The following is a 24,245-nucleotide window of genomic DNA, read 5'->3' as shown; positions in this document are numbered from 1 at the left end:
TGCAAAAGTACTAAAAACTTATATTACACTTATTATTTTATCGATAATGTTTCGCAAACCAATTGCATTCTATCTTCCACTTAAACGAATCATTTCTGCAATGCCATTCACCAGTTCGTGGTTCGCAATAAGGTCTTCGATGGTGATGTGCATGCGGTATTTCCAATAGTGATTGGGGTTAGATGGAATGTTGATTCTTTCGCTTTGAGGATCAGACAAACGTATCTTTTCGTTCATAGAAAGCCAGTCTTGCAAGCTGATAACGCACAGAGCAGAAGGCGATTGCAAATGCTTTTCGATAATTTCTTGCGCCAATTGACCTGTAAGAGGGTGCGGTGCTTTACCCGAATGATAAAGCATGTTGTTGTAATAGTCTTGCGTTTGCTCTTCATTTTCGTCCCACCACAAGCGAAGAGTAGGCATATCGTGAGTACTTATGGTTGCAACACTGCGATAAGGGTTGCGGTTGAGGTGTCCAAATCGCACGTTGAAGTCTTTAGGCATCGATTGAATTTCAAGACTAAAGATGCGTAACTCTTTCATAACCCATTGCACACAGGTGGGAACCATGCCCAAATCTTCAGCACAAACCAACATCTTTGTAGCCTGAACCAATGTTGGAAGCTTCTTCATTGCTTCGCAATACCAATATTGATTGTTTCGTTTATAATAATAATCTTCATACAAACGATTGAAAGAATCTTTGTCGTGTTGCCACAAAGCCTCATACATGTGGTTCTGTTGAGCCGTTATTCGTGGGTGGAAAAGATTGGGATTGTGGTTGTCTCGAATAAAGAGTACATTACTAACCAATGTAAATAGCCCTTCACGCAACCAGTTATCTTTGTCCGAATGCTTTCCTATAAAGGCCTCAGCAATCTTCCTTTGTGTGTTGAAAGCAGGCTTTATGCGGTAGATATCGTCGTGATCTAATTCTAAATACTTTTCTTTTACTTCCTCAGAATGTTCCTTAAATACACGCTCAATCACCCATTCTGCAATGAAAGGAGTGGTGAATAGCTTCTCTTGAAAGCGCAAACCATAAGCCTCAATCTCGTCTTTTGACAAGCCTAAAGCAGGCTCAAACTGCCCCAAGAGACCGTGAATTGAATGATAAGGAATGCTCCATATTCTGAAGAAACCTAAGACATGGTCGATGCGATAGGCATCAAAAAACTGCGACATGTGTTGGAATCGCTTCGTCCACCATGCACAATTGTCTTTCAACATCTCGCTCCAATTATAGGTAGGGAAGCCCCAATTCTGCCCATTTGCAGAGAAAGCGTCAGGCGGTGCGCCTGCTTGTGAGTTGAGATTGAAATACTTTGGCTCTACCCAAACATCGCAACTGTGTCGGTCAACACCAATAGGTATGTCGCCTTTCAATATCACTTGCTTATGAAGAGCATAGGCATGCGCCTCTTGCATTTGTGAGAATAGGAGGTATTGAACGAAATAATAGTAGGCAACCTCTTTGTATTCCTTGCTCTTTGGGTTAGATAATGGCTTGCGCCAGCTTTCTTTCCATTGCTTATGTTCACCCCAATTGCTAAATAAAGGCGTTTTATATTGATCTCGTAACGAGCAGAAACGAGCATAAGGAACAAGCCATTCTTGATTGTTTTCAAAGAAAGTTGAAAACTCTTTCGATGTTAATATCTTGGTACCTTCTTGTTGATAAAGAAGCGATAGATATTCGTTTTTAGCGTTATTCACCTTCTCATAGTCGAGACTTTCTAAGCCATTGAGTTCCTTTTGTAGCTTTTGGAAATGTCGATAGAGCTTTTCATCTTTCAAAGAAGGCAACGCTTTGAGGTTGATATATTGTGGATGAAGTGCAAAAACGCTTACGCAACTATATGGATAGCTATCTTTCCATGTGTGAGAAGCAGTGGTGTCGTTGATGGGAAGCAATTGAAGTACACGCTGATTGGTGCACGACATGAAATCAATCATGCGCTTTAAGTCTCCAAAGTCGCCAATTCCAAAGCTGTTATTGGTGCGCAATGAGAACAAAGGAATTAAGGTTCCAGCCAATCGAATGTCGCAAATATCAAAGAAAGCTTGATTCAATGAATAGACAAGTGTTTTGCCTTTGTTGACGATTGGGATAGAAAGAGAACGGTTATTCTCTGTTTCCCAGAGCGAAAGACTTTGATTTTGCGTGTTAATGGCAACGAACTTAAATTCAATTTTCTCGCCAATAAACGACGAAGCATTGATATCTATAACCCATTCGTTATGCTGTTGCTCGGTCATAGCTAAGGCTTTATTGATGTTCCACACCCCTAATACATCTAAATTACCTACAACTGCAAGGCGTTCGAACGAGCGTAATTGAGGCGCATGCACCACCAATCGAAGCGTGATGTCGTATGAATTGGGTTCAAGAGCCTTTGTTTCTCGTTGATTAATGCAGTTAGTAAAAGCCGAACTGTATAGATATGTGTCTTGAGGAGCATCGGTCCAAATATCAAAAACCTCGTAACTCTTACCGCAAAGTGTATTTAAATAGAATAAATGTGTTTGCACTTGCCATTCTGATTTGATGACCTTTGCGTCCTTTTCAACGCTGTAATAGTAGTGAAACACTTTGATGTCGTTCGATGGAAGTTGCTGAATATGAACTCTCCAGTTATGTCCATCGTATGTGTTCATTCTGTAAACAGAAGTCTGTTGCGCTCCTTTTTTATCGAAATAAACAAGGTTTAAAAGCAGTTCTTCACCGTAAGTAGTGCTATATTGAATATGAAAAGTGATATTTGATGCATCCATATAGTTTCATTTTGATGTAAAGATAATGATAAAAGGATATATCATAAGGTGATTATTTCATAAATGATGTACGTCAATAGATAAATAGTTTAATTTTTGATATGTATCAATTGCATTGTTTTCTAAAATCATTTATCACCTAAAAAGATTTTCATTAAAAAACATTATCTTTGCAATGATATTCAAAAGAAAGGTCTTGATGACGAAAATACTTAACATACGAGGGCAGCTTTTCGACTTCTCTACTCCCGTAGTGATGGGGATTTTAAATCTAACCCCCGACTCTTTCTATGCCAATAGTAGAGTAGAAGCCAATAAAAACCTTATTCAACGTGCCGAAGAAATGTTGCAGGCAGGAGCCACAATCTTAGATATTGGGGCGTTTTCAACACGTCCTGGAGCCGAAGAAGTGAGCGAAAAAGAAGAAATGCAGCGTTTAAAAGCAGGCTTATTGCTATTGAAAAAGGAACTGCCCAATGCGTTGTTGTCTGTCGATACCTATCGAAGTAATGTGGCAAAGATGTGTGTTGAAGAGTTTGGAGTAGACATAATCAACGACGTTTCTGAAGGAGGTATCACCGGAAGAACCAATGTTTTGCTCGAAGAAGAGCAACAAATGTTTAAAACAGTGGCACAACTTAAAGTGCCATATATATTGATGTCGGTGAAAAGCGATATCGTTTCGATGATTAAATCCTTTGTTGCTGAGTTGAACGAGTTGCATGCTTTGGGCGTGAAAAATGTGATATTAGATCCTGGATTCGGCTTTGGTAAAGACCTAAAGCAAAACTATGAGGTGCTTTATCACTTAGAAAAGCTATCCGTTTTAGATGCCCCTGTGTTGGTTGGAGCATCTCGTAAGCGTATGATTCAACAGTCTTTGAATGTCGATGCTGCCCATTCTTTAAATGGAACAACGGTAGTTCATACCCTTGCATTAATGAAAGGAGCCTCTATTTTGCGTGTTCATGATGTGCAAGAGGCCGTCGAAGCCATTCAAATAGTGGAGCAATACAAACAGGCTTCATCGTTATTAACCCTATAAAAAGATATTATTACTATGCCCTTTGAGTTTGGAATAAAAGATATAATCGATATATTTTTGGTGGCATTGATGCTATATTATGTTTATAGATTGATGAAAGAAAGTCGCTCTTTAAACATCTTTAGCGGCATAATGGTATTCATTGTCATCTGGCTTTTCGTGAGTAAGATACTCTCAATGCGCCTACTTGGCTCTATATTAGATAAGCTTGTGAGTGTAGGAGTGTTGGCATTGATTATTCTTTTCCAAGAAGAAATACGCAAATTTTTATATTCTTTAGGTGGACATGGACGTATAAAGCGACTCACTCGCTACTTTATTCCAGCCGATAAGAATGAAGAAGACAAAGAAACAATATTACCTTTGGTGATGGCTTGCATGAATATGGCTCGTGGAAAGGTTGGAGCTTTGATCGTAATAGAGCGTGGTGCGCCCCTAAACGACATTGCCGATACAGGAGAAAGGATTGATGCAAGGATCAGTCAGCGCCTCATTGAGAATATATTCTTTAAGAATTCACCTCTTCACGACGGTGCAATGCTCATCTCAAAGAAACGGGTTAAGGCTGCAGGTTGTATCCTTCCCGTATCTCATAACAAAGATATTCCCAAGTCATTAGGCCTTCGTCACCGCTCAGCACTTGGTATTTCGCAGAGTAGTGACGCCATTGCGATAGTCGTTTCAGAAGAAACTGGAAACATATCAGTGGCTATAAAGGGCGAATTTAAATTGCGATTGTCTGCCGAAGAGCTTGAAAGAGTGCTCGCTTATGAGATGAGTGGACATTAAAAAGCAATGTAAGTAGAATAGAACATCATAACAAAAAGATGAGAAGTTACACCTTATTATATATAGAGGCATTCACTTCTCATCTTTCTTTTTATAATTTTGAATTGCCGTTAAGCCGTTATCGTGATGAAAGTGATAACCGCTTATTTTTGAGTGGCAAAGCTATTAGTCGTTAGCCACCTTCAAGTTCTTTTCCTTTATAAATGAAGATAGCTTCTCACCTTTATCAATTGAAGCTACACCATTAGTGTAAACATCAACGTGTAAGCCACCTTTTAGAAGGTTTTTAAGAGTTTCTAAAACACAATAGTCGCCTGCAACACCGCAGATCACAAAATTAGTGTTAGCCGAAGTCACTTTGTCTGTCATAGTGCAAAGTGTTCTTTTGCCTTTAACTGCAGGTGTAATCTTTTGGAAAGCACCATATTCTTCAGTCTCAATTACCTCGCCTTTGCGAATAACTTGATAAGGAATGTTTTTATCAAGACATGCTTGTATAAGGCGTTCGTCTATTTGTGAGCCCTTAGAAAAGCGTATACAGTGTGGAGGCCATGGTCCTCCTTGTGCCTTAAACGAGCCATCTTTAGCGTTATGCCAGTCTACTGTGAAGATCACTTCGTTGATATTGGGATGCGATTGTAAATAAGCTAAAACATTATCTACAGCTTTTTCGGCTCCTGGAACATACAAACTACCTTGTGGATTGCAAAAATCATATTGGCAATCAACCACAACTAATGTAGTGTTTTGTGATGAATTAGCAACAGAGCTCTTTGCATTCATCGTTTTCTTTACCGAGTTCATGGTGCATTTAACTGTTTTGGGACGTTGTGCAACTGCTGTTATGCTGCCAAATAGAATGGCAATAAGCATAACAAATAGCATTCTTTTCATTTTTGTTTTGGTTTAGATGTTATAGAATTAAATAAACGTTAGTGTGCAGAACAAATAATGTTACAAAAAGAACAAAATATTGTTTGCGCACACAAAGGTAACAATTAATTGAAAAAAAGAGTACTTTTATGTGTATTTTTATTGAAAATAATATTTAACTTTGTGAGCAAATAGAAGGTACATCTATAGATGTAAGATTGAAGAGGAGAGAGAACACAGCTCAAATTTTTTATAGAATAGCTATAGAGTAGCATAATAACATTATTCAGGAGAAATAAAAATCAAATCTAAAGTTATGGATTTTAATATTGAGAAAGGCGACAAAAAGCGTATAGTTATTGTGGGTGGAGGCTTTGGAGGCCTTGAACTTGCAAAGAATTTACGCAAGACTGGCATGCAAATAGTGTTGATAGATAAACACAACTATCATCAGTTTCAACCTCTAATATATCAGGTTGCGTCAGCAGGAATGGAGCCAAGTTCCATCTCATTCCCATACCGTCGCATCTTTCAAAAATACAAAAACCTTTACTTTCGCTTAGCCGAAGTAAAGCAGATAGACGTTAAGAACAAGAAAGTTATCACAAGTATCGGTAGTGTAAGTTATGATTATGTAGTGTTAGCAGCAGGAGCTACAAGTAATTTCTTTGGCAATAAAGAGATAGAAAAAGGCTCAATGGCGATGAAAAGCCTATCAGAAGCAGCCCGAATACGCAACACTGTGTTAGCAAACATAGAGAGAGCGATTACCACAGAAGACCCTGTTTTCAGACAAGAGTTATTGAACATTGTTGTAGTTGGTGGTGGAGCCACTGGCGTTGAGCTTGCAGGTGTGATGTCAGAGATGAAGAAAACCATTCTACCTCGTGACTATCCAGAGTTAGATGCTTCGCTAATGAATGTCTATCTCATACAAGGTGATAACCGATTGTTGCCCGCAATGGCTCCCGAGTCATCTCAAAAAGCCATCGACTTCTTGCGTTCTATGGGTGTAAACGTCATTCTAAGCAAGTTTGTTAACGACTATAAGAACCATAAAGTGATGCTAAACGACGGCAGTAGCATCGCAACTCGCTCTTTAATATGGGTGAGTGGAATTATCGGAGTGGCGTTTGATGGACTCGAAAAAGAACACTATGGCCGTGGACGTCGTTTACTTGTAGATGGCTATAATCGTGTACTTGGTATTGAAGATGTGTATGCAATAGGCGATCAATGCATCATGCCGAACGTAGATAAGGCATATCCTGGCGGACATCCACAGCTTGCACAGGTTGCAATTCAGCAGGGAAAATTACTTGCCAAGAATCTTGTTCGAGAGCAAAAGGGCAAAAAGTTAAAGACCTTCCAATATAAAAACTTGGGTTCTATGGCCACTATTGGACGAAACAAGGCTGTTGCCGAATTCTCATTGTTCAAAACTCAGGGTTTCATAGCATGGGTATTGTGGTTGGTTGTGCATCTTCGTTCAATCTTAGGAATACGCAACAGAATCGTAGTTCTGCTCAACTGGCTATGGAATTATGTCAACTATAATCAGTCGTTGCGACTCATCTTCAGAGCGGGTAGAGACAAAACGGAAGAAGAAATACAACAAGCTGTTCAGCAAAAGGATAGCAATTAGCATGTAAAAGCAGTCCTTTTAGGGTACAAAAGCATTGCTTTTAAAGGGTAATAGCATAGCTTTTACAAGGCAAAATACCAAAAATGTAAAGTCAACATTACATTTTTGGTATTTTTTTTATCATTCTAACAAGTTTAATACAATTATTTTTCTTACTTTTGCATAGTAGCCTTTTAGCTCTTAAAAGGCAAAAACGAACAAATATATAAACAAACAAATTATGGATTTTTTACAAGATATTGTAGAACGTGCAAAAAGCTATAAGCAACGAATTGTTCTACCCGAAGCAACAGAAGAAAGAACACTTAGAGCTGCAGATCGTGCTATTGGCGACGAACTTGCAGAAATTATACTTATCGGAAACCCTGAGGTTATCCGTGAACTTGCCAATAAATGGGGATTGAAAAACATCGATAAGGCAACTATTATCGACCCATTGAATCACCCAAAAGCAGAAGAATACGCAGAATTGCTAACAGATTTGCGTAAAAGAAAAGGTATGACCATTGAAAAAGCACGTGAGTTAGTGAAGAATCCACTATACCTTGGTTGCTTAATTATCAAGACAGAAGGAGCAGATGGACAAATAAGTGGAGCAGAAAGTACCACTGGTGACACCCTTCGTCCAGCCCTTCAAATCATCAAATGTAGTCCTCAAGTGTCAGTAGTGAGCGGTGCTATGGTGCTTATCACAAAGGCAAAACAATACGGCGACAATGGACTTTTAGTGATGGGAGATGTTGCTGTGACTCCAAGTCCAACACCAGATCAATTGGCTCAGATAGCTTATTGTACTGCAGAGACCGCAAAAGCAGTGGCAGGAATTGAAGATCCACGTGTAGCAATGTTGAGTTTCTCTACCAAAGGCAGTGCTAATCACGAGTTAGTGAACAGAGTTATAGAGGCAACTCGATTGGCTCACGAATACTATCCACAACTAAATGTTGACGGAGAGCTACAAGCTGATGCTGCACTTGTACCCGATGTAGCAGCAACAAAGGCACCAGATAGCCCAATTGCAGGTAAAGCAAACGTATTAGTTGTGCCTAACTTAGAAGTGGGAAACATTGGTTATAAACTCGTACAACGCCTTGGAGACGCTGTAGCAATTGGTCCAATTCTTCAGGGTATCGCACGTCCTGTAAACGACTTGAGCCGTGGTTGTTCAATAGATGATATCTATTACATGATCGCCATCACTGCATGTCAAGCACATCAAGCAAAACTTTGTGCTGAATAACGAACAAGAAAGTGAACCATTAAATTAATAACTAGAATATAAATAAGCAAAAACAACATGAAAATACTAGTGCTCAATTGTGGTAGCTCGTCTATTAAATACAAGCTATACGACATGAATAACGACCAGGTTTTAGCTTCTGGTGGTGTAGAACGAATTGGTTTAGATAACGCTTTCATTAAAGTTGCGTTGCCTAATGGTGAGAAAAAGCAGATAATGCACGATATGCCAGATCACAAAGAGGGTGTTAATTTCGTGTTCCAAGTGCTTTTAGACAAAGAAATAGGTGCTCTACAAAGTGTTAATGAGATTGATGCTGTGGGTCATCGTGTTGTTCAAGGAGGTGATATTTACACCGAAAGTGTACTTGTTACACCACAAGTTGAGAAAGACATCGAAGACCTTTGCGAGCTAGCTCCAGTGCACAATCCAGGTCACTTGCGTGGTATTAAGGCTGTAGATGAGCTTATGCCAAACGTACCTCAAGTGTGTGTGTTCGACAATGCCTTCCATAGTACAATGCCAGATTATGCTTATCTATATGCAATTCCTTACGACTTATATGAAAAATACCATGTTCGTCGTTATGGATTCCATGGAACTTCACACCGATATGTATCAAAACGAGTTTGCGAATTCTTAGGAAAAGACATCAAAACTCAACGCATCATCACTTGTCATATAGGCAATGGAGCAAGTATTGCTGCTGTTAAATATGGCGAATGTATCGACACTTCAATGGGAATGACACCACTTGAAGGTTTAATGATGGGTAGTCGTTCAGGCGATATTGATGCTGCTGCGGTTACATATCTAATGGAAAAGCTAGGCAAGAAGCCTCAAGAAATGTCTGATTTCCTTAACAAAAAGAGTGGTGTTTTGGGCATAACTGGAATCTCATCAGATATGCGTGAGATCGAGAATGCAGCCTTAGAAGGAAACGAAAGAGCGCAACTTGCATTGAACATGTATAACTATCGCATTAAAAAATACATCGGTGCGTATGCTGCAGCGATGGGAGGTGTAGATATAATTGTATGGACTGCGGGTGTAGGAGAGAACCAAACAGGTACTCGAATCGATGCTTGTAGCGACTTAGAGTTCCTCGGAATCAAGATAGATGCAGAGAGAAACAAGGCTAGAGGAAAAGAAACTATCATCTCAACAGACGACTCTAAGGTTACTGTTTGCGTTATTCCAACAGACGAAGAGCTTGTTATCGCAAGAGATACCATGCGCTTAGTGAGCAAATAAACCATCTGTTTAAGATAGTAAGGCACGAGGTTGGCTTTCGAATAGCTATTCTTCTATAATATAATAAGGTAGCTTTTATGGTGCAAAGTCATTGCTTTTACACTTCAATAGCATAGCTTTTGCAATCTAATTCGATAGCTTTTAGCACCTCGCCACATAAAAGATTGAAAGCAAGTTAGTTCCGTTTGATTCTAACTTGCTTTCTTTTTGGTTGTTCAAGGTTGGGAAGAACAACCCTTGTTACATGTTTTTCGCATAGTGAAAGCTAACCTTATGGTTGCTTGTGGTTCATCATTTGTGTATTTTCTTTAAGGTAGTTTTCTTTCATGGCTTATCTGTTTTCAGCCACTTCGTTAAGCAGTTGGTCGGCTTTGTCGATTTGATAACTGCTTAAAAGATAGTAAGCCGACTGCAATTTGCAGTTTCCTGGGTGTTGAACGCTTAGTTCATACCAGCGATAAATTCGTTTTAAATCGCCCTCTTCGTATGGCATTCCGCTAAATTGTTGTAGCATTGTTAAATATTTATAGCCATATTCACGAGTTGGTTCGATTGTAGTTCCTTCGCCATAGTCGTTCCATGTGCTAATTTGTAACCAGTTAAAGCCCGAGTTTTTAAATGCTTCTAACTGGCGAGCAAATAACGCTCCGTTCTCAGAGTCGTGTGTTGCGTAACTGTTTTCGGCATTACCTGCAGTGTAGAAGTCGTGGAATCCAGGCATTGCACCACCAATAAAGAATTCAAATTGACGTGCTCTGTCGTAGTTAGGATACTTCTCTACCCACATAAACTCACCTCTCGAGTTGTTATATCCCTCGTTGTTTATATTCTGAGTGTGATAGTTTAGCGATACGAAGAACACATTTTTGTTGATCGATTCGAGTGCTTCATTCCAGCCTTTTCCCGACTTATACTGGCGAGGACCAAAGACCATGAAGAGCGGTTTACCATCTACTTGAACATAATTGGCTTTATTAAAGAGGTTGTTCTTTAAGTATTCGAGATCTCTTTTCAATTGACCTACAGGGTCGGAAGTGTGTCTTAGGGTTGCATCTTCATACACAACGGCAAACTTCAAGCCTGCTTTTGCAGCCGCATTAGCAATGGCTTCGGTGTTTTTTAGTAAGATAGAATAGTCGTCTTTGTCTTGTGTTCCATACCAATCTACCATCACTCCGTCTACACCAGAATACTTCATCAATAGACATTGATAGTCTAGTATGGTCTGATCTCCTGAATCATACGGACCAGTTAGAGGATAATAATGCGATGCAATCTCACGTTTTCCATTCGAATCGATGCGGTCTGGGTTTCTATTAGCCATCGTCCAATGCCATCCCCACACCCCTTGTCCATTCTTAGGAGCCACAAACCACGGCATATAATGAACAAAAAGATTGGCTTTGTTGCTCTTAATTGGTTGAGTAACTACGGGCTTTACGTCCTCGTGTGTTGTGCTTTCTTCGGCACTTTCCTTACTGCAACTACTGAAAAATGCTATCACAGCAACCGCAATAGTTATAAAAATGTTCTTCTTCATTGTGTGTGTTAGTTTTTAGGGTTAAACATTTAGAGACCCAATAATAATGGTTTTGCACAACATCTCTTTAAAAACTAAGTAGCACATGCAAAACTGTTACCCTTGAAGTGCTCTGGTTCTCTCTCTTTAAATAAACATCTTTGCTTGCATCATCTTTCTTTTTTATCTCCCAAATGCATTAAAGAATGTTCTGTTTTGTTCTTACAATCGATTGAATTAACGCTTGCAAATATAGTGAAGGCAGTTATTTTGCCAATGAATTTGCCCAATATTTTGTCATAATTTACAATAATTGCGTTCGAAATAGGCGTAATTTAATACCATTTTAAATCGTCTTTAGTATTTTAAAATAATACCTTGTTTTTCGCATTTTCTGTTCTATCTTTTCTTGTTTCTTGTCGAATTGAAAGTCAATCTATAATCCTTTTTAGGGCGTGTAACCCCTTGTTCTCCCTGTTTTTAGGGCTTATCGTCTTGTAAGAACAATGCAAATGAAAGATTTTTTTGTAACAATTGATGTCACAATTGCCCTTAATAAGCAGGTAAAACGATAAGAAAAAGATGTAAAACAAAGACTTTTAGGTAAAAAGAAAAGGTGATATAATAAAATGAAACGATAGAAAACAACTACCAAACAATATTCTTTATAATTATATGTAAAAGCTTTTAATCTGTTATGCTTTATCATTTTATAACCAAAGAAAGTAATTAAATGCTTTAAAAAGACAAGTAATAAAAAAATAACTACTATATTTGCAGATAAAAGAATAATACAAATGGGAGGGTATACGAATATATATTAGTATATAAACGTATACATGTTAGAAGAAAAGAAACTATTTAAAGTAGTGATTTTATTATATGATTAGACTTGTAAATATCTTTATTTTGCTATTTGTATGCCATTGTCTAAATGCCAAGAATACAACATTTCCGACGTTAGAAGATTTAGATAAGGTAGTAGCCAATCAGCAAATATACACCAATGCACGTCTTAGAATGCTCGATTCGTTGAAGAGTGATCTAAGAAAGGCAGACGATTTGCATAAAAAATATGCAATCGAAAAAGAACTATTTGCAGGCTATCAGTCGTTTGTTGTCGACTCGGCACTCCTTTATGCACAGAAAAAACTAAGTCTTGCACAACGCTTAAACGATGCAGAAGAATTGAGTTACTCTTATCTCGATGTTGCATCTATGTTGATAAAGGGTGGAAACTATAAAGAAGCTAACGAGGTGTTGCAACGCTTAAACGTGCGTAACGCATCGTCGAACCTTCGCAATTATTATTATACAGTTAATCAAGATCTTTATACCACTTTGCAAACTGTGAGCTTAACAGCTAACGAACGCAAACTATATAACGAGAAATCGTCTCTTTATAAAGATTCAATTCTATCGCTAAAGCTCGACCCTTCGGTTTGGGTTGTTACCGATAGAATGATGGATAAGCATCGTTATAAAGACGCTTTGCAGATATTATTGAAAGAATATCCAACGCTAAACGTTGATGATAGACGCATGGCTTATGTGGCATATTCTATCTCTGACATCTATAGATTGATGGGAAATAGAGAGAAAGAGAAGCAATATCTCATCGTTTCCGCTATTGCAGACATCAAAAGTGCAGTGAAAGAGTATATCTCTTTGCGTCGACTTGCCACCTTATTATATGAAGATGGCGACATAGAACGCTCTTATTTATATATGAAACGTGCCCTCGAAGATGCCATATATTGCAACGCTCGCCTACGAGTTATTGAGGTTTCAGACATCATGCCCATTATTAATAAGGCGTATGAAGATAAAACTCAGCGTGAAAAGCACGTCACATTGTTGGCTCTTGTGAGCATAAGTGTGTTGTCGTTGATGCTCATTGGCTTGGTGTTCTTGTTGCGTAGACAAATGAAGAAGCTATCGGTTACACAACGTGCGCTAAGAGATAAGAATGCAGAACTATATAAATTGAATGATGTATTGTCGAAAACTAACGACGCTTTGAGCGAGAGTAACGACTCACTTTCAGAGGCAAGTAGAATCAAAGACATGTACATTGCGCAGTTTATGACAGAGTGTTCTACTTATATTGATAAGATGGAACTCTACAGAAAGCAGCTTCGTAAGGTGGCAACTACAGGCTCTAAGACTGAATTATTAGATATATTGAAGTCGCCAACCTTTATAGAAAAGGAGGTAGATGCCTTCTTTGCGACCTTTGATGCAACCTTCTTGAGTTTGTTTCCCAACTTTGTTCACGACTTTAATCAGCTTTTATTGCCCGAATCTCAAGTGGTAAATAAAAAGGATAAGCGTTTAAATACAGAGTTAAGAATATGTGCTCTCATTCGATTAGGTATCAGTGATAACGAGCGTTTGGCTGCTTTCTTAAGATGTTCGAAGGCAACTATCTACTCATATCGCTCACGAACACGATTGAAATCGTTACAACCCGACTTGTTTGAAGAACAACTTATGAACCTATAAGTTTACAACTCCATACAGAATAGCATTGCTTTTACCTTTTAAAAGCAATGCTTTTTTATGCAAATATCAATGCTATTGAACCCCAATAGCATAGCTTTTACATCGCAAGACAAAGAGAGATAAAAACTAGTTGTTGTGAGAAAGAAAATGCAATAAAATGTATTTCTTCACCACATGTATTTATGCTGAGGCTCAAAAGCTGCTTTTTCTACCCCAAAAACTCATCTGTTTTTCATCGTTTATAGCCATTTTGAAAAAATATTGTACAATTCTTTATTTGTATGTTTTATACTTTGAGTTTTCTTTAATGTGTTGATTATAAATGAAATATGTTTTTGCTGATTTTATATTTTTGTGATACAGCGACACAACCAGCAGAATAAAGCGTTAGATTTGCAACAACTTGATGATCACATGATACCCGTATCAAAAAAGTAAAACAAAAGATCAAAAGGGAGGTATAATTAAACTGAATCGTGGTTCTGTAGGAATCCGATGATAATCTATCGAACTACTTACCTGAAAACGTTTCTTTCGTATCAAAAGGAGCAAGAAAACTTATTCAACAACCTTTGACTCTGTCTTTTAACAACCTTTGAACAGAGTTTTAATGTTTAACCCAAACAACAATTACTATGAACAAAAGACATTTACTTACAATGAGTTTAGCACTTGCATGTGCTAGCGTTTTTGCCGAAACAGTAGATTTTGGCGGTTTAAAATTTAGTCTTACACCCGATGGTAAGGCCGTGTTAACCAGCGGAAAAGCGGCTCTTGGAACCGTAGTGATTCCTCAATATGTTAGAGGACACAAAGTAACCGAAATCAAAGCCAATGCTTTTCAAGGTAACACCGACATCAGATCCATCACCATTCCTGCAACAATTCAAAGAATAGGGGCATGCGCTTTCTATGATTGTAAGGAACTTTCTAAGGTGGAGATGCACTCAACAGCCGATCGAATAGAAGACTTTGTGTTTGCACATTGCGAACAACTTGAGTCTATTTCGTTGCCACAAGGCATCACAAACATTGGTCGTAATGCCTTTGAAAATTGCACTTCGCTAAAGAATGTCGATATTCCTCGCTCGTGCGAAAGCATCGATTCTTATGCGTTTAATGCCTGCTCGAGTCTTGAGTATATCACACTTCCCGAGAATTTGCATCGTTGGAGTGCCGAAGCTTTTCTGGAATGTAAAGCACTTCGCTCTGTTTATTATTTAGGAAACAATGTTCCTGAGGTGCATAGCAACACCTTTAAAGGTGCAGATGGCAATTTGGCCGTTTATGTAAAGCCCGTTCTTTATGATAGAATGAATAGAGTTCCTGTTCTAAATAATAAGGTGAGAGTAGAGTTCCCACTTGAATATTCATCGTATAATGAGTTGATATCAAAGAATTTTGCAATAGACTTTTCGAGCGCTCCTGCTGTTCAAGCAATGGTAACAACAGGCTTCTCGGCTCAAAATAGAAGAGAAAACAAAGAAAGAGTGCATGTTGTTGCGGCAAACGAAGCTGTGAACATTCAGGCAGGTAGCAACAGATGGTATTTCCCACGCATTGCCGATGACCAGCAAAACGACCACTCTGCTATTCGCAAAGTGGCGCAACAGCCCATGAGTTTCTATTATTCTAAGACCGCACCAATAGAGGGTTACATGGATAATAGCGAGCTTTTAACCGACAAAACCATATATAATCCAGGCGAAACGGTGCATTTCACTTCTTCAAGATCATTGGCTTATGGTTCAAAAGTGTATTATTATCATGGCGCAGATGTAGTAGATGTGTCGGTAGTAGGGGGTAAATCGTGGACGTGGAAGACTCCTAAAGAGAACTATAAAGGCTATCTTGCGGTGGTGACAGAGCCTAGTGCAACAGGATATAATGTTGTTTCTACTGTGGGAGTAGACGTCTCTACGGAGTGGACTAAGTTCCCTCGATATGGTTATATTGCTGATTATGATCCAGACAGCAAAACACGTGATATGAAAAAGGAAATGGAAACTTTCCGTAAATATCATATCAATGCGATGCAGTTCTACGACTGGCAATGGAAACATCATCGCCCTTATTGTCCTGATGCTACCTATCATGGAATATTTAACGAGACAATTAGTGCACAAGTGGTTAAAGATTATATTAGAGAAGTGCAGGGCATTGGCTCAAAAGCAATGTTCTATAACCTTGCTTATGGTGCTCTTAAGGACGGAAAAGAGGATGGAGTGAAACCAGAATGGCAGGTTTATATAGATTCTACCGATGTTTCTCCTTATAGACATGTATTGGAACATGGCAAAAGTGATATCTTTATACAAAATCCAGCCAATGAAGAATGGCAAGATTATCTTGTGAAGAGAACTAGAGAAGTGTATCAAGACTTTAAGTTTGATGGCTTTCATGTAGACCAATTAGGCTCTGCCCCAGGATATCATGTTAAGGAAAATGGCAATGAAGTGGAAAAAGCCTCAAGGCTATCAACTAAAGATGGTAAAGAAGTTTTATTGTGGGATGGATATTCTCCTTTATTAACTAAATTGCACAATGATCAAAATAAGAAAGAATTGGTGATGAACCAAGTGAGTAATTGGGGACATACTGTTGTGGCAACTAATCCTAATATTCATACAGTATATGTAGAGGTGTGGTGGAAAGAGTTTGCAGCTTTTAGTCACTATATGAAAGAAAACCAAGAAGTTGCACCTAATAAGCCTGTTGTTTTTGCTGCTTATACACATTGTGAGGGTGCTAAAGGCGCATTCAATATACCTTCAGTGTTAGTGTCAGACGCATTTATTTTTGCTATTGGAGGTAGCCGAATAGAGCTAAGTGGTAATGATATGTTGAACAATCCTTATTTCCCTAACGCTGATTGTTATATGACTGACGAACTAAGAACGAAGTTAGTGCCTTATTATAACTTCTTAGTTGGTTATGAAAATCTATTGCGAGACAATTGCAAGAGAGAATATAAGAGTGTGAGAATGAACAACAAAGTGCTTCCTTTTGCAGGAAAAGAAAAAGAAGTGAACTACTATTGTGCAGAGAAAGACAATAAATTGATGATTCATTTGTTGAATCTCGAAACAGTAAAAGATACTTCTTGGATAGATAAATATCGCACTACAACAGAACCAAAGACCAAATATCACTTTACAGTAGATATCGATATCAACGAAGATGTAGCTCGTGTTTGGGCAGCAACTCCTGATGTTTATGGTGGAACTCCACAAGATATACCTTTTAAGAAAAAAGGAAATAAATTGTATATCGAAGTCCCCAGCTTGAAATATTGGACGATGTTGGTGGTAGAAAAAGGTGCTTCTAATGGCTTGAATAATAGTGATGAGGTGGTTTATGTTAACAAAAACAATGCTTGGCAACGCCTAACTGTAGGCACAATCAACAGCAATGAGACATACATCAAAGTGCCATTGTTTGGCAATAAGCACCAAACACGCATTATGTCGCTTATCAATAGCAATAACGAAACATTGCAATCTGCTTTCGATAAAGCAACAACGACAAGCGAAGACGAAAGTTATTATACTATCGATGGCGTGAAAGTGGAACATCCTAGTAAAGGAATCTACATACATAAAGGTAAGAAAGTGTTTATAAAATAAATGTGGCGAGCTTCTACAAAGCGTGTAAGTGAATGTATTATTAATATAGGGTTGTTATGAAGGTTAGCGAGTATGTAATGTTTATGTTTGTAAACTTGTAGAAGCAGAGCCATAATTTGAATAAAAACAACTTACTTTATGGGGTAGGAATGAGTTGAAAAAATAACTCGTTTCTACCTTTTTTATTGGTAATATTTTCTAAATTTAATAGATTTACTTTGTTGTTTTGGGTCAAGAAAAAGCGTTTTTTGAGGTAAAAAGAGTTTAAATAGGCGTGATTAGGTTTGTATTTTTGTTATCTTTAAAACTTGTAAGTGATTGATTTTCAGTGATAGATGTTTTTAAGAGTTTGTATATTTATTATATATAGTATATAGAACTAGAGCAAATGTATATCTTTGCATTGAAAGGAAAAGACACCTTGAGAAACTAAGCAGATGCAAAATATACTATTAACAACATAAAAAACAAATATGAACATTAAAAGGATATTGGTTGGTTTCCTTGTTCTTTCGGCTCTATCGCCAGTAAGTGCGAAGGCAGAAGTACAGCCAACAACGAAAATGTCTAATCAACAAGAGAACGGAATTAAGGTTAGTGGTACTGTTGTTGATGCAGAAAAGAATCCGCTTCCAGGTGTAACTGTATCAGTAAAGGGCACTAAGATAATGACTGTAACAGACATTGATGGACACTTTTATTTAACCGTTCCAGATAAATCGGCTGTTTTAGTCGCTGGTTATGTTGGTTTTAAGACACAGGAAATAAAGGTAGCGAACAACATTAACTTCAACATCACTTTGCAAGAAGATGTTGCAGGACTCGATGAAGTGATGGTTGTGGGTTATGGTAACCAAAAGAAATTGTCGGTTATCGGTTCTATTCAGACCTTAGACCCTAAAAAGTTGCAAGTAGGTTCAAGTCGTTCGATGAGTAATAACCTTGCAGGTCAGTTGGCAGGTGTTATTGCTTTCCAGCCAAGTGGAGAGCCTGGATACGACAATTCGAACTTCTGGATTCGTGGTATCTCATCATTTAGCGGCAATAACCATCCTTTAGTGTTGGTAGATGGTGTAGAACGAAGCATAAATGATATCGATCCAGCAGAAATAGAATCGTTCTCAGTATTGAAAGACGCTTCTGCTAGTGCCATGTATGGTGTTAGAGGTGCGAATGGTGTTATCATTGTTAATACCAAACGTGGTACTGTTGCAAAGCCATCAGTAGACTTTAGATTTGAACAAGCTATTCGTAAGCCTACCAAACTTCCTCAGTTTATTGGTGCAGCAGAATATATGAGTCTTTTGAATCAATTGCAACCAGATCCCAATAAACGCCTATTCACCAAAGATCAGATACTTAAGACCTACTATGGTTACGACAAAGATCTTTATCCAGACGTTAATTGGATTGACGCAATAACTAAAGATTACGCTTCATCTACACGTGCAAACTTAACCATTGCAGGTGGTTCTGATATGTTACGTTATTCTTTAACTGCTTCAGTTTACGATGAAAACGGTATCTTAGCACGTGATAATAGTCTTCCTTATGATACTTCTAGTAAATTGACACGTTATAACATGCGTGCCAATGTAGACCTTGATTTAACCAAGACAACATTAGTTCGTTTTAATATTGGTGGTTACTTGCAAGACCTACGCAAAGGAAAGAGCAGTACAGATGAGCTTTTTACAAGCGCATTTGAAACTCCTCCTTTTGTTCATCCCGCTATCTATTCAGATGGAACAATACCCCGTGTATCTAATGTTCGATTCAATCCATGGGCTTTAAGCACACAATCAGGTTATTATACAGGTTCTCGTAGTAAGTTAGAATCATTGTTCTCGGTAGAACAAAACTTAAAGATGATTACCCCAGGATTGAAAGCTAAGGTTACATTTGCATTCGATACTTATAACGAAGCCTTTGTAACCAGAGGTAAAGACCCACGTTATTATAGTGTTGCTAAGTCTCGAGACGATGAAGGAAACTTAGTTCATAGTATCCTTTCGTTCGGTAGTGAGTTCCTTGGACATAGCTCAAATGCCAACTATGGCAATAAGAGTACTTATTTGGAAGCATCTCTTTCATATGATAAGACATTCGGTGCGCACGCTTTAAATGCTTTGTTCTTGTATAATCAACGTAGTTATGACTGGGGAGATGTGCAACCAAAGCGTACCCAAGGTATTGCAGGTCGTTTGTCATATACCTACGATCGTCGTTATATCTCAGAGTTTAACTTCGGTTATAACGGTTCAGAAAACTTTGCAAAGGGCAACAGATATGGTTTCTTCCCATCACTTGCGCTTGGTTGGTTGGTGTCAGAAGAGAAGTTTATGCAACCCCTTTCAAACACTATTACTAAATTAAAGGTAAGAGGTTCTATAGGTATGGTGGGTAATGATGATATCGGTGGACGTCGTTTTGCTTATATCACCACTATCAATACCAATGCAGGTGGTTACAATTGGGGCTACTCTGGTGAGGTAGGTAGAACTGGAGTCCAAGAAGGAGAAGTAGGAGTTCAGAATCTAACTTGGGAAAAATCACTTAAAACAAACATTGGTTTTGAGTTGGGATTATGGAACGAATTAGATTTACAAGTAGACTTCTTCCGTGAGCATAGAACTAATATTTTCATGCAACGCTCAACCATTCCTTCTCAAGTAGGATTCATTTCAAATCCTTATGCCAACTATGGTGTAGTAGATAATAATGGTTTTGATGCGTCAATTGTTTACAATCACAGCTTTAATAAGGAATTCAATATCAGCTTAAGAGGTAATATCACTTATGCAAAGAACACCATTAAAGAGAAAGATGAGCCTCTTTCTGTAGTGGGAACATACCGTTCTATTACAGGAAAGTCTATCGGAACACTTTGGGGTTTACAAGCAGAAGGATTGTTTACTGAAGACGATTTCATCAATGGTAAATTGAAACCAGGTATCGCAGAGCAGTCTTTAGGAACAGTAGTACGCCCTGGTGACATCAAATATCGTGATATGAACGACGATGGAGTGATTACAGATGCAGACGAAGGTTATATCGGTGGCACCTCAGCTCCACGCATTGTATATGGATTTGGAGGTAATGTTAATTATAAAGATGTAGACTTTAGCTTCTTCTTCCAAGGCTCTGGCGACACATATCGTATAATTGGAGGTAGCAACTACTTCATTCCTGGAAGTGGACAAGGTGTGTTAGGTAACGTTTATACAAACTATACCGACCGTTGGACTGAAGAGAATCCATCTCAAAATGTATTCTGGCCACGTCTTTCAGAAAGCACAAACCCCAACAACAATCGTGCTTCTACATTCTGGAAGAAGAACATGAGCTATCTAAGATTAAAGTCAATTGAACTTGGTTACACCCTTCCTAAGGCATTAACATCAAAATTCTTCGCTAAGAGTGTGCGTGTATTTGTGAGTGGTGATAATCTTCTTTATTTCTCTCCATTTAAATTATGGGATCCAGAACTTGAGACATCAGATGGATTACGTTATCCTTCTATGCGCTCAGTGACATTGGGTGTGAATCTTAAATTTTAACTATTAAACCAGATAATACAATGAAATTGGTAAAATATATATACATAGGTTGTCTTAGTCTCATGACTTTAAGCTCTTGTTCAGATTACCTTGATAAGGAATCGGACACAGAAGCAACTCTTGAACTCGTGTTTAATGACAAAGACAAGCTTGAAGGTTGGTTAGCAGGAGTGCAGTCTGGAACACCCGATCCCTATATGGGTTATGGCCGATTTATCGGTTGGGACGTTCTTGGAGATGAGATAACACCTTCTGAAAGATGGCGTCAATGGAACTGGAAGATTATTCCTTTCGCTCTAGGTGAATGGACTTCGTCTTCAGACTGGGACGGAAATTACTGGTCTGAGTTCCCTAAACGAATTCGTGAGGCAAATATTTTCTTGCGTGAAGCACATGCTCTTCCATCTCAAGGTATCTCTACTACAGAGATAGAATATATGAAAGCAGAGTGCCGTTTCTATAAAGCTTATTACTATTATTTGCTTGCAAACACTTATGGTGGAGTTCCTTTCAAACCTGATTACATTGCTCCAACCGACTTTACACTTAGTGATTTGCTTGTAGGACAACGTCCTTATACAGAAATTATCGATTGGTGTGACAAAGAGTTGTTAGCTGTTTCAAAGCTACTTCCTGCTAAATATACCGAAGCTCGCAAGTATGGTAGAGTCACATCTATCATGTGTTTGGCTGTTCGTGCACGTATGTTGCTCTTTGCTGCGAGTCCTTTAGTGAACGGAAATGCCGACTATGCGAACTTTAAAAACTCGGATGGAGAGAACATTTTTGCTCCAACTTACGATGCAACAAAGTGGAAATATGCAGCACAAGCATGTAAAGAGCTAATCGATGCCGCACAAAATGCAGGTCATGAGCTATATGTTGAGACCAATGCAGATGGCACAATCGACCCCTTTATGTCATATCAAAACATGATGTTAAAGCGTTTTGACGAAGGAAATAAGGAGATTCTCTTTGCAAGACCCGGTGGATGTGACTATTCAGATTATGAAAGACACGCTACACCTTCAGCGAGTGGAGGTTCAGGTGGTTTAGGAGTTACACAGAAACTTGTAGACGCTTTCTTCATGAACAATGGTCTTCCCATCACCGATAGCAATTCAGGTTATGTGCAAACAGGCTTCTCTACATCTGATGTTACATTGGATAACACTCAATGGGACACCAAAGTTAACGGCGGACATATCACGACAAAGAACACCTATAACATGTATTGTAATCGTGAACCACGTTTCTATGTAACTGTAAGTTTCAACAATTCATACTTCACACAAGAGCAAAGACCATTCGAATTCTTCAATGGTGGCAAGGATAATCCACACACTCACGATGCTCCTCAGAATGGTTATTTGGTTAGAAAGAAGCTTTCTCCAAACTCAAATGTGAAGCAAGGCAACATTCAATACCGCCCAGGTATCTTGTATCGACTAGGCGAAGCGTATCTAAATTATGCTGAAGCGTTGAACGAATCGGATCCAGGTAATGCCGATATCCTTGTTTATCTCAACAAAATACGTGAGCGTGCAGGAGTTCGTCAATACACAACTGGCTCAACAGATAATAACTTTATCCATGTAAACTTAAACGATCAAGATGCAATGCGCAAGCTCATTCATGCAGAACGTCATGTAGAATTGTGTTGCGAAGGATTGCGTTACGATGATTTACGCAGATGGAAAGAGGCAGAGAAAGAGCTCAATGGCGATTTCTATGGAATGAACTTCAACGGAAAAGATGCTGCTTCATTCTATCAATTAACACCTTATCAAAAGCGTGTTTATAAGAAAGCATTCTATTGGATGCCTATCCATCGCTCAGAAATGGATAAGAATAGCAAGTTAGTTCAAGCTCCTTATTGGAAATAAAAGATAGCAAAACAATGATGAAAAATATATTTAAATATCTTCTTCTCATGCTTCCAATGGTGTTGGCAAGCTGTAGTGACGATTTAGAACGATACATTCTTAATAGTCCAGAAGACACAATGCACCTCACAGCAAATGCTAATAAGGTGCAACTTCAACAAGACTTAGGTGCCGATACAGCTATTGTCTTCTCATGGAAAGACGCTGCTAATCGTGGTGAAGGAACCAAGTTGACTTATTATTTCAAGTTAGATGTGGCAGATAACAACTTCGAAACATCTATAGATAAGGTCACTATTCCTGCAGGTAAGCACTCAATAGGATTCACTCATAAAGAGTTAAATGCCTTATTGTCGTCTTGGAACATTGCACCAGGTGAGACAGCGACCCTTGAAGCCGAAATTATTGCGAACGTATCAGGTGGAAAAGAGTATATGAAACCAGAAATATCACGTTTCCGTTTCGATGCTGTTGGATACTATCTTGCACCTCGTGACCTTTATATTGTGGGTACTTCAACAGGTGGAATGGACGCTGCTCACGCAGTGAAGATGGTTGAAAAGGTTTCAGAAAAGACCTATACATGGAGTGGAACACTTGAAGCTGGTAACTATAAGTTTGTGAAAGACCTTGCAAATATAGACAATGGTTACACTCAAGGCGATGCAGCTGGCAAGCTTAAATACACCAAACAAGGTGAAACAGAGCAACTCTTCACTGCAAGTCAGACTGGTTTCTATGTTATAACACTCGACATTGAAGATCTAACTATTAAGGTAGAGCGTCCAACAACCGATTACACTGAGTTGTATATGGTGGGAGATGCAACCCCAATAGGATGGATTATTGGAAACGCTATCAAGCTAAAGAGAGATCCAAAGAACCAAGTTGCATTTGTATATGAAGGTCCTTTGAAGGCTGGAGAACTTAAGTTCCCATTGACAAATACAAAGGGTTTTGACTGTGATTACATCATGGCAGAGAACGCTAACGCTTCTATTACAGAAACAAAGGCCGTTCGTCGCAACTTCCCAGACGTGAATGATAAGTTCGATACCAAGTGGAAACTCTACAATGCAGACGCTGGAAACTATAAAGTTACAGTGAATACATACGATATGACCGTTACTTTTGAACGTGACGAAGCATCTCGTGTGCCCGATGATGTGGCTATTAAAGCTCTTTGGATTGTTGGAAATGCTACCCAAGGAGGTTGGGGTACTCCATTTAGTCAATCGTTTATCTACGACGGAAAGGCAGGAAAAGGAACCTTTGTGTGGACAGGTACATTGCAAGAAGGTGAGTTCAAGCTACCATTAGACAATACCAATGGTTTCGATTGCGATTATATCATGCCTAAAGCAGTAGACGGAAACAACCTTGCACCATTGTCTGAAACCAATTGTGAGGTAATTGTTAAGGGCAATCCTGATAAAAAGTGGAAAGTAGAAGCAGCTCAAGCAGGAACTTATAAGATTAGTGTTAACGTGCTAACTAATAAGATTAAGTTTGAGAAAAAATAACCATA

Annotated in this window: 13 protein-coding genes; 10 read left to right on the top strand and 3 right to left on the bottom strand. The window is 38.6% G+C overall.

Annotated features, from left to right (window positions below):
- Positions 1–69 precede the first annotated feature (69 nt).
- The gene (locus A3GM_RS0108515) at positions 70–2,775 is read right to left on the bottom strand and encodes a 4-alpha-glucanotransferase (RefSeq protein WP_018362962.1); all 2,706 of its coding nucleotides are present in this window, start codon (positions 2,773–2,775) and stop codon (positions 70–72) included.
- Between the two features lie 199 nt (positions 2,776–2,974).
- Between A3GM_RS0108515 and folP the strand changes: the two genes are divergently transcribed.
- Both folP and cdaA read left to right on the top strand, forming a co-directional pair.
- Positions 2,975–3,820, top strand: coding sequence for a dihydropteroate synthase (gene folP / locus A3GM_RS0108510; RefSeq protein ID WP_018362961.1), 846 nt, complete (start codon positions 2,975–2,977; stop codon positions 3,818–3,820).
- 15 nt (positions 3,821–3,835) lie between these two features.
- Positions 3,836–4,609, top strand: coding sequence for a diadenylate cyclase CdaA (gene cdaA / locus A3GM_RS0108505; RefSeq protein ID WP_018362960.1), 774 nt, complete (start codon positions 3,836–3,838; stop codon positions 4,607–4,609).
- Positions 4,610–4,774: 165 nt separating this feature from the next.
- Here the strand turns inward: cdaA and A3GM_RS0108500 are convergent, their stop codons facing one another.
- Positions 4,775–5,392, bottom strand: coding sequence for an isochorismatase family protein (locus A3GM_RS0108500; protein WP_044124960.1), 618 nt, complete (start codon positions 5,390–5,392; stop codon positions 4,775–4,777).
- A gap of 406 nt (positions 5,393–5,798) precedes the next feature.
- Here A3GM_RS0108500 and A3GM_RS0108495 point away from each other — a divergent pair, with 406 nt between their 5' ends.
- The 3 genes from A3GM_RS0108495 (at position 5,799) to A3GM_RS0108485 (ending at position 9,621) form a co-directional block, all read left to right on the top strand.
- On the top strand, positions 5,799–7,127 hold the full coding sequence (locus A3GM_RS0108495; RefSeq protein ID WP_018362958.1) for an NAD(P)/FAD-dependent oxidoreductase: 1,329 nt from the start codon (positions 5,799–5,801) through the stop codon (positions 7,125–7,127).
- A 220-nt stretch (positions 7,128–7,347) separates the two neighbouring features.
- A complete protein-coding gene (gene pta / locus A3GM_RS0108490) occupies positions 7,348–8,367 on the top strand; it encodes a phosphate acetyltransferase (protein WP_018362957.1) in 1,020 nt (339 codons plus the stop codon).
- Between the two features lie 57 nt (positions 8,368–8,424).
- Positions 8,425–9,621: an acetate kinase gene (locus tag A3GM_RS0108485; protein WP_018362956.1), complete on the top strand. Its 1,197-nt coding sequence runs from the start codon at positions 8,425–8,427 to the stop codon at positions 9,619–9,621.
- A 331-nt stretch (positions 9,622–9,952) separates the two neighbouring features.
- Here the strand turns inward: A3GM_RS0108485 and A3GM_RS0108480 are convergent, their stop codons facing one another.
- Entirely contained in the window at positions 9,953–11,161 is a 1,209-nt protein-coding gene (locus A3GM_RS0108480; protein ID WP_018362955.1) for a glycoside hydrolase family 99 protein, read from the bottom strand.
- Between the two features lie 861 nt (positions 11,162–12,022).
- On the opposite strand from A3GM_RS0108480, the gene A3GM_RS0108475 reads away from it, so the two are divergent.
- The 5 genes from A3GM_RS0108475 (at position 12,023) to A3GM_RS0108455 (ending at position 24,240) form a co-directional block, all read left to right on the top strand.
- Positions 12,023–13,645: a DUF6377 domain-containing protein gene (locus A3GM_RS0108475; RefSeq protein WP_018362953.1), complete on the top strand. Its 1,623-nt coding sequence runs from the start codon at positions 12,023–12,025 to the stop codon at positions 13,643–13,645.
- A 635-nt stretch (positions 13,646–14,280) separates the two neighbouring features.
- The gene (locus tag A3GM_RS0108470) at positions 14,281–17,271 is read left to right on the top strand and encodes a glycoside hydrolase family 66 protein (RefSeq protein ID WP_026216170.1); all 2,991 of its coding nucleotides are present in this window, start codon (positions 14,281–14,283) and stop codon (positions 17,269–17,271) included.
- Positions 17,272–17,744: 473 nt separating this feature from the next.
- Positions 17,745–20,831 (top strand): SusC/RagA family TonB-linked outer membrane protein, encoded by a 3,087-nt coding sequence (locus A3GM_RS0108465; RefSeq protein WP_018362951.1) that lies wholly within the window; start codon positions 17,745–17,747, stop codon positions 20,829–20,831.
- A 20-nt stretch (positions 20,832–20,851) separates the two neighbouring features.
- A complete protein-coding gene (locus A3GM_RS0108460; protein ID WP_026216169.1) occupies positions 20,852–22,717 on the top strand; it encodes a RagB/SusD family nutrient uptake outer membrane protein in 1,866 nt (621 codons plus the stop codon).
- Between the two features lie 14 nt (positions 22,718–22,731).
- The gene (locus A3GM_RS0108455) at positions 22,732–24,240 is read left to right on the top strand and encodes a SusE domain-containing protein (RefSeq protein WP_018362949.1); all 1,509 of its coding nucleotides are present in this window, start codon (positions 22,732–22,734) and stop codon (positions 24,238–24,240) included.
- Positions 24,241–24,245: the final 5 nt, after the last annotated feature.

The sequence above is a fragment of the Hoylesella nanceiensis DSM 19126 = JCM 15639 genome, from assembly GCF_000379965.1.
Lineage (GTDB): Bacteria > Bacteroidota > Bacteroidia > Bacteroidales > Bacteroidaceae > Prevotella > Prevotella nanceiensis.
This window is presented reverse-complemented; position numbering and strand designations above follow the sequence as displayed.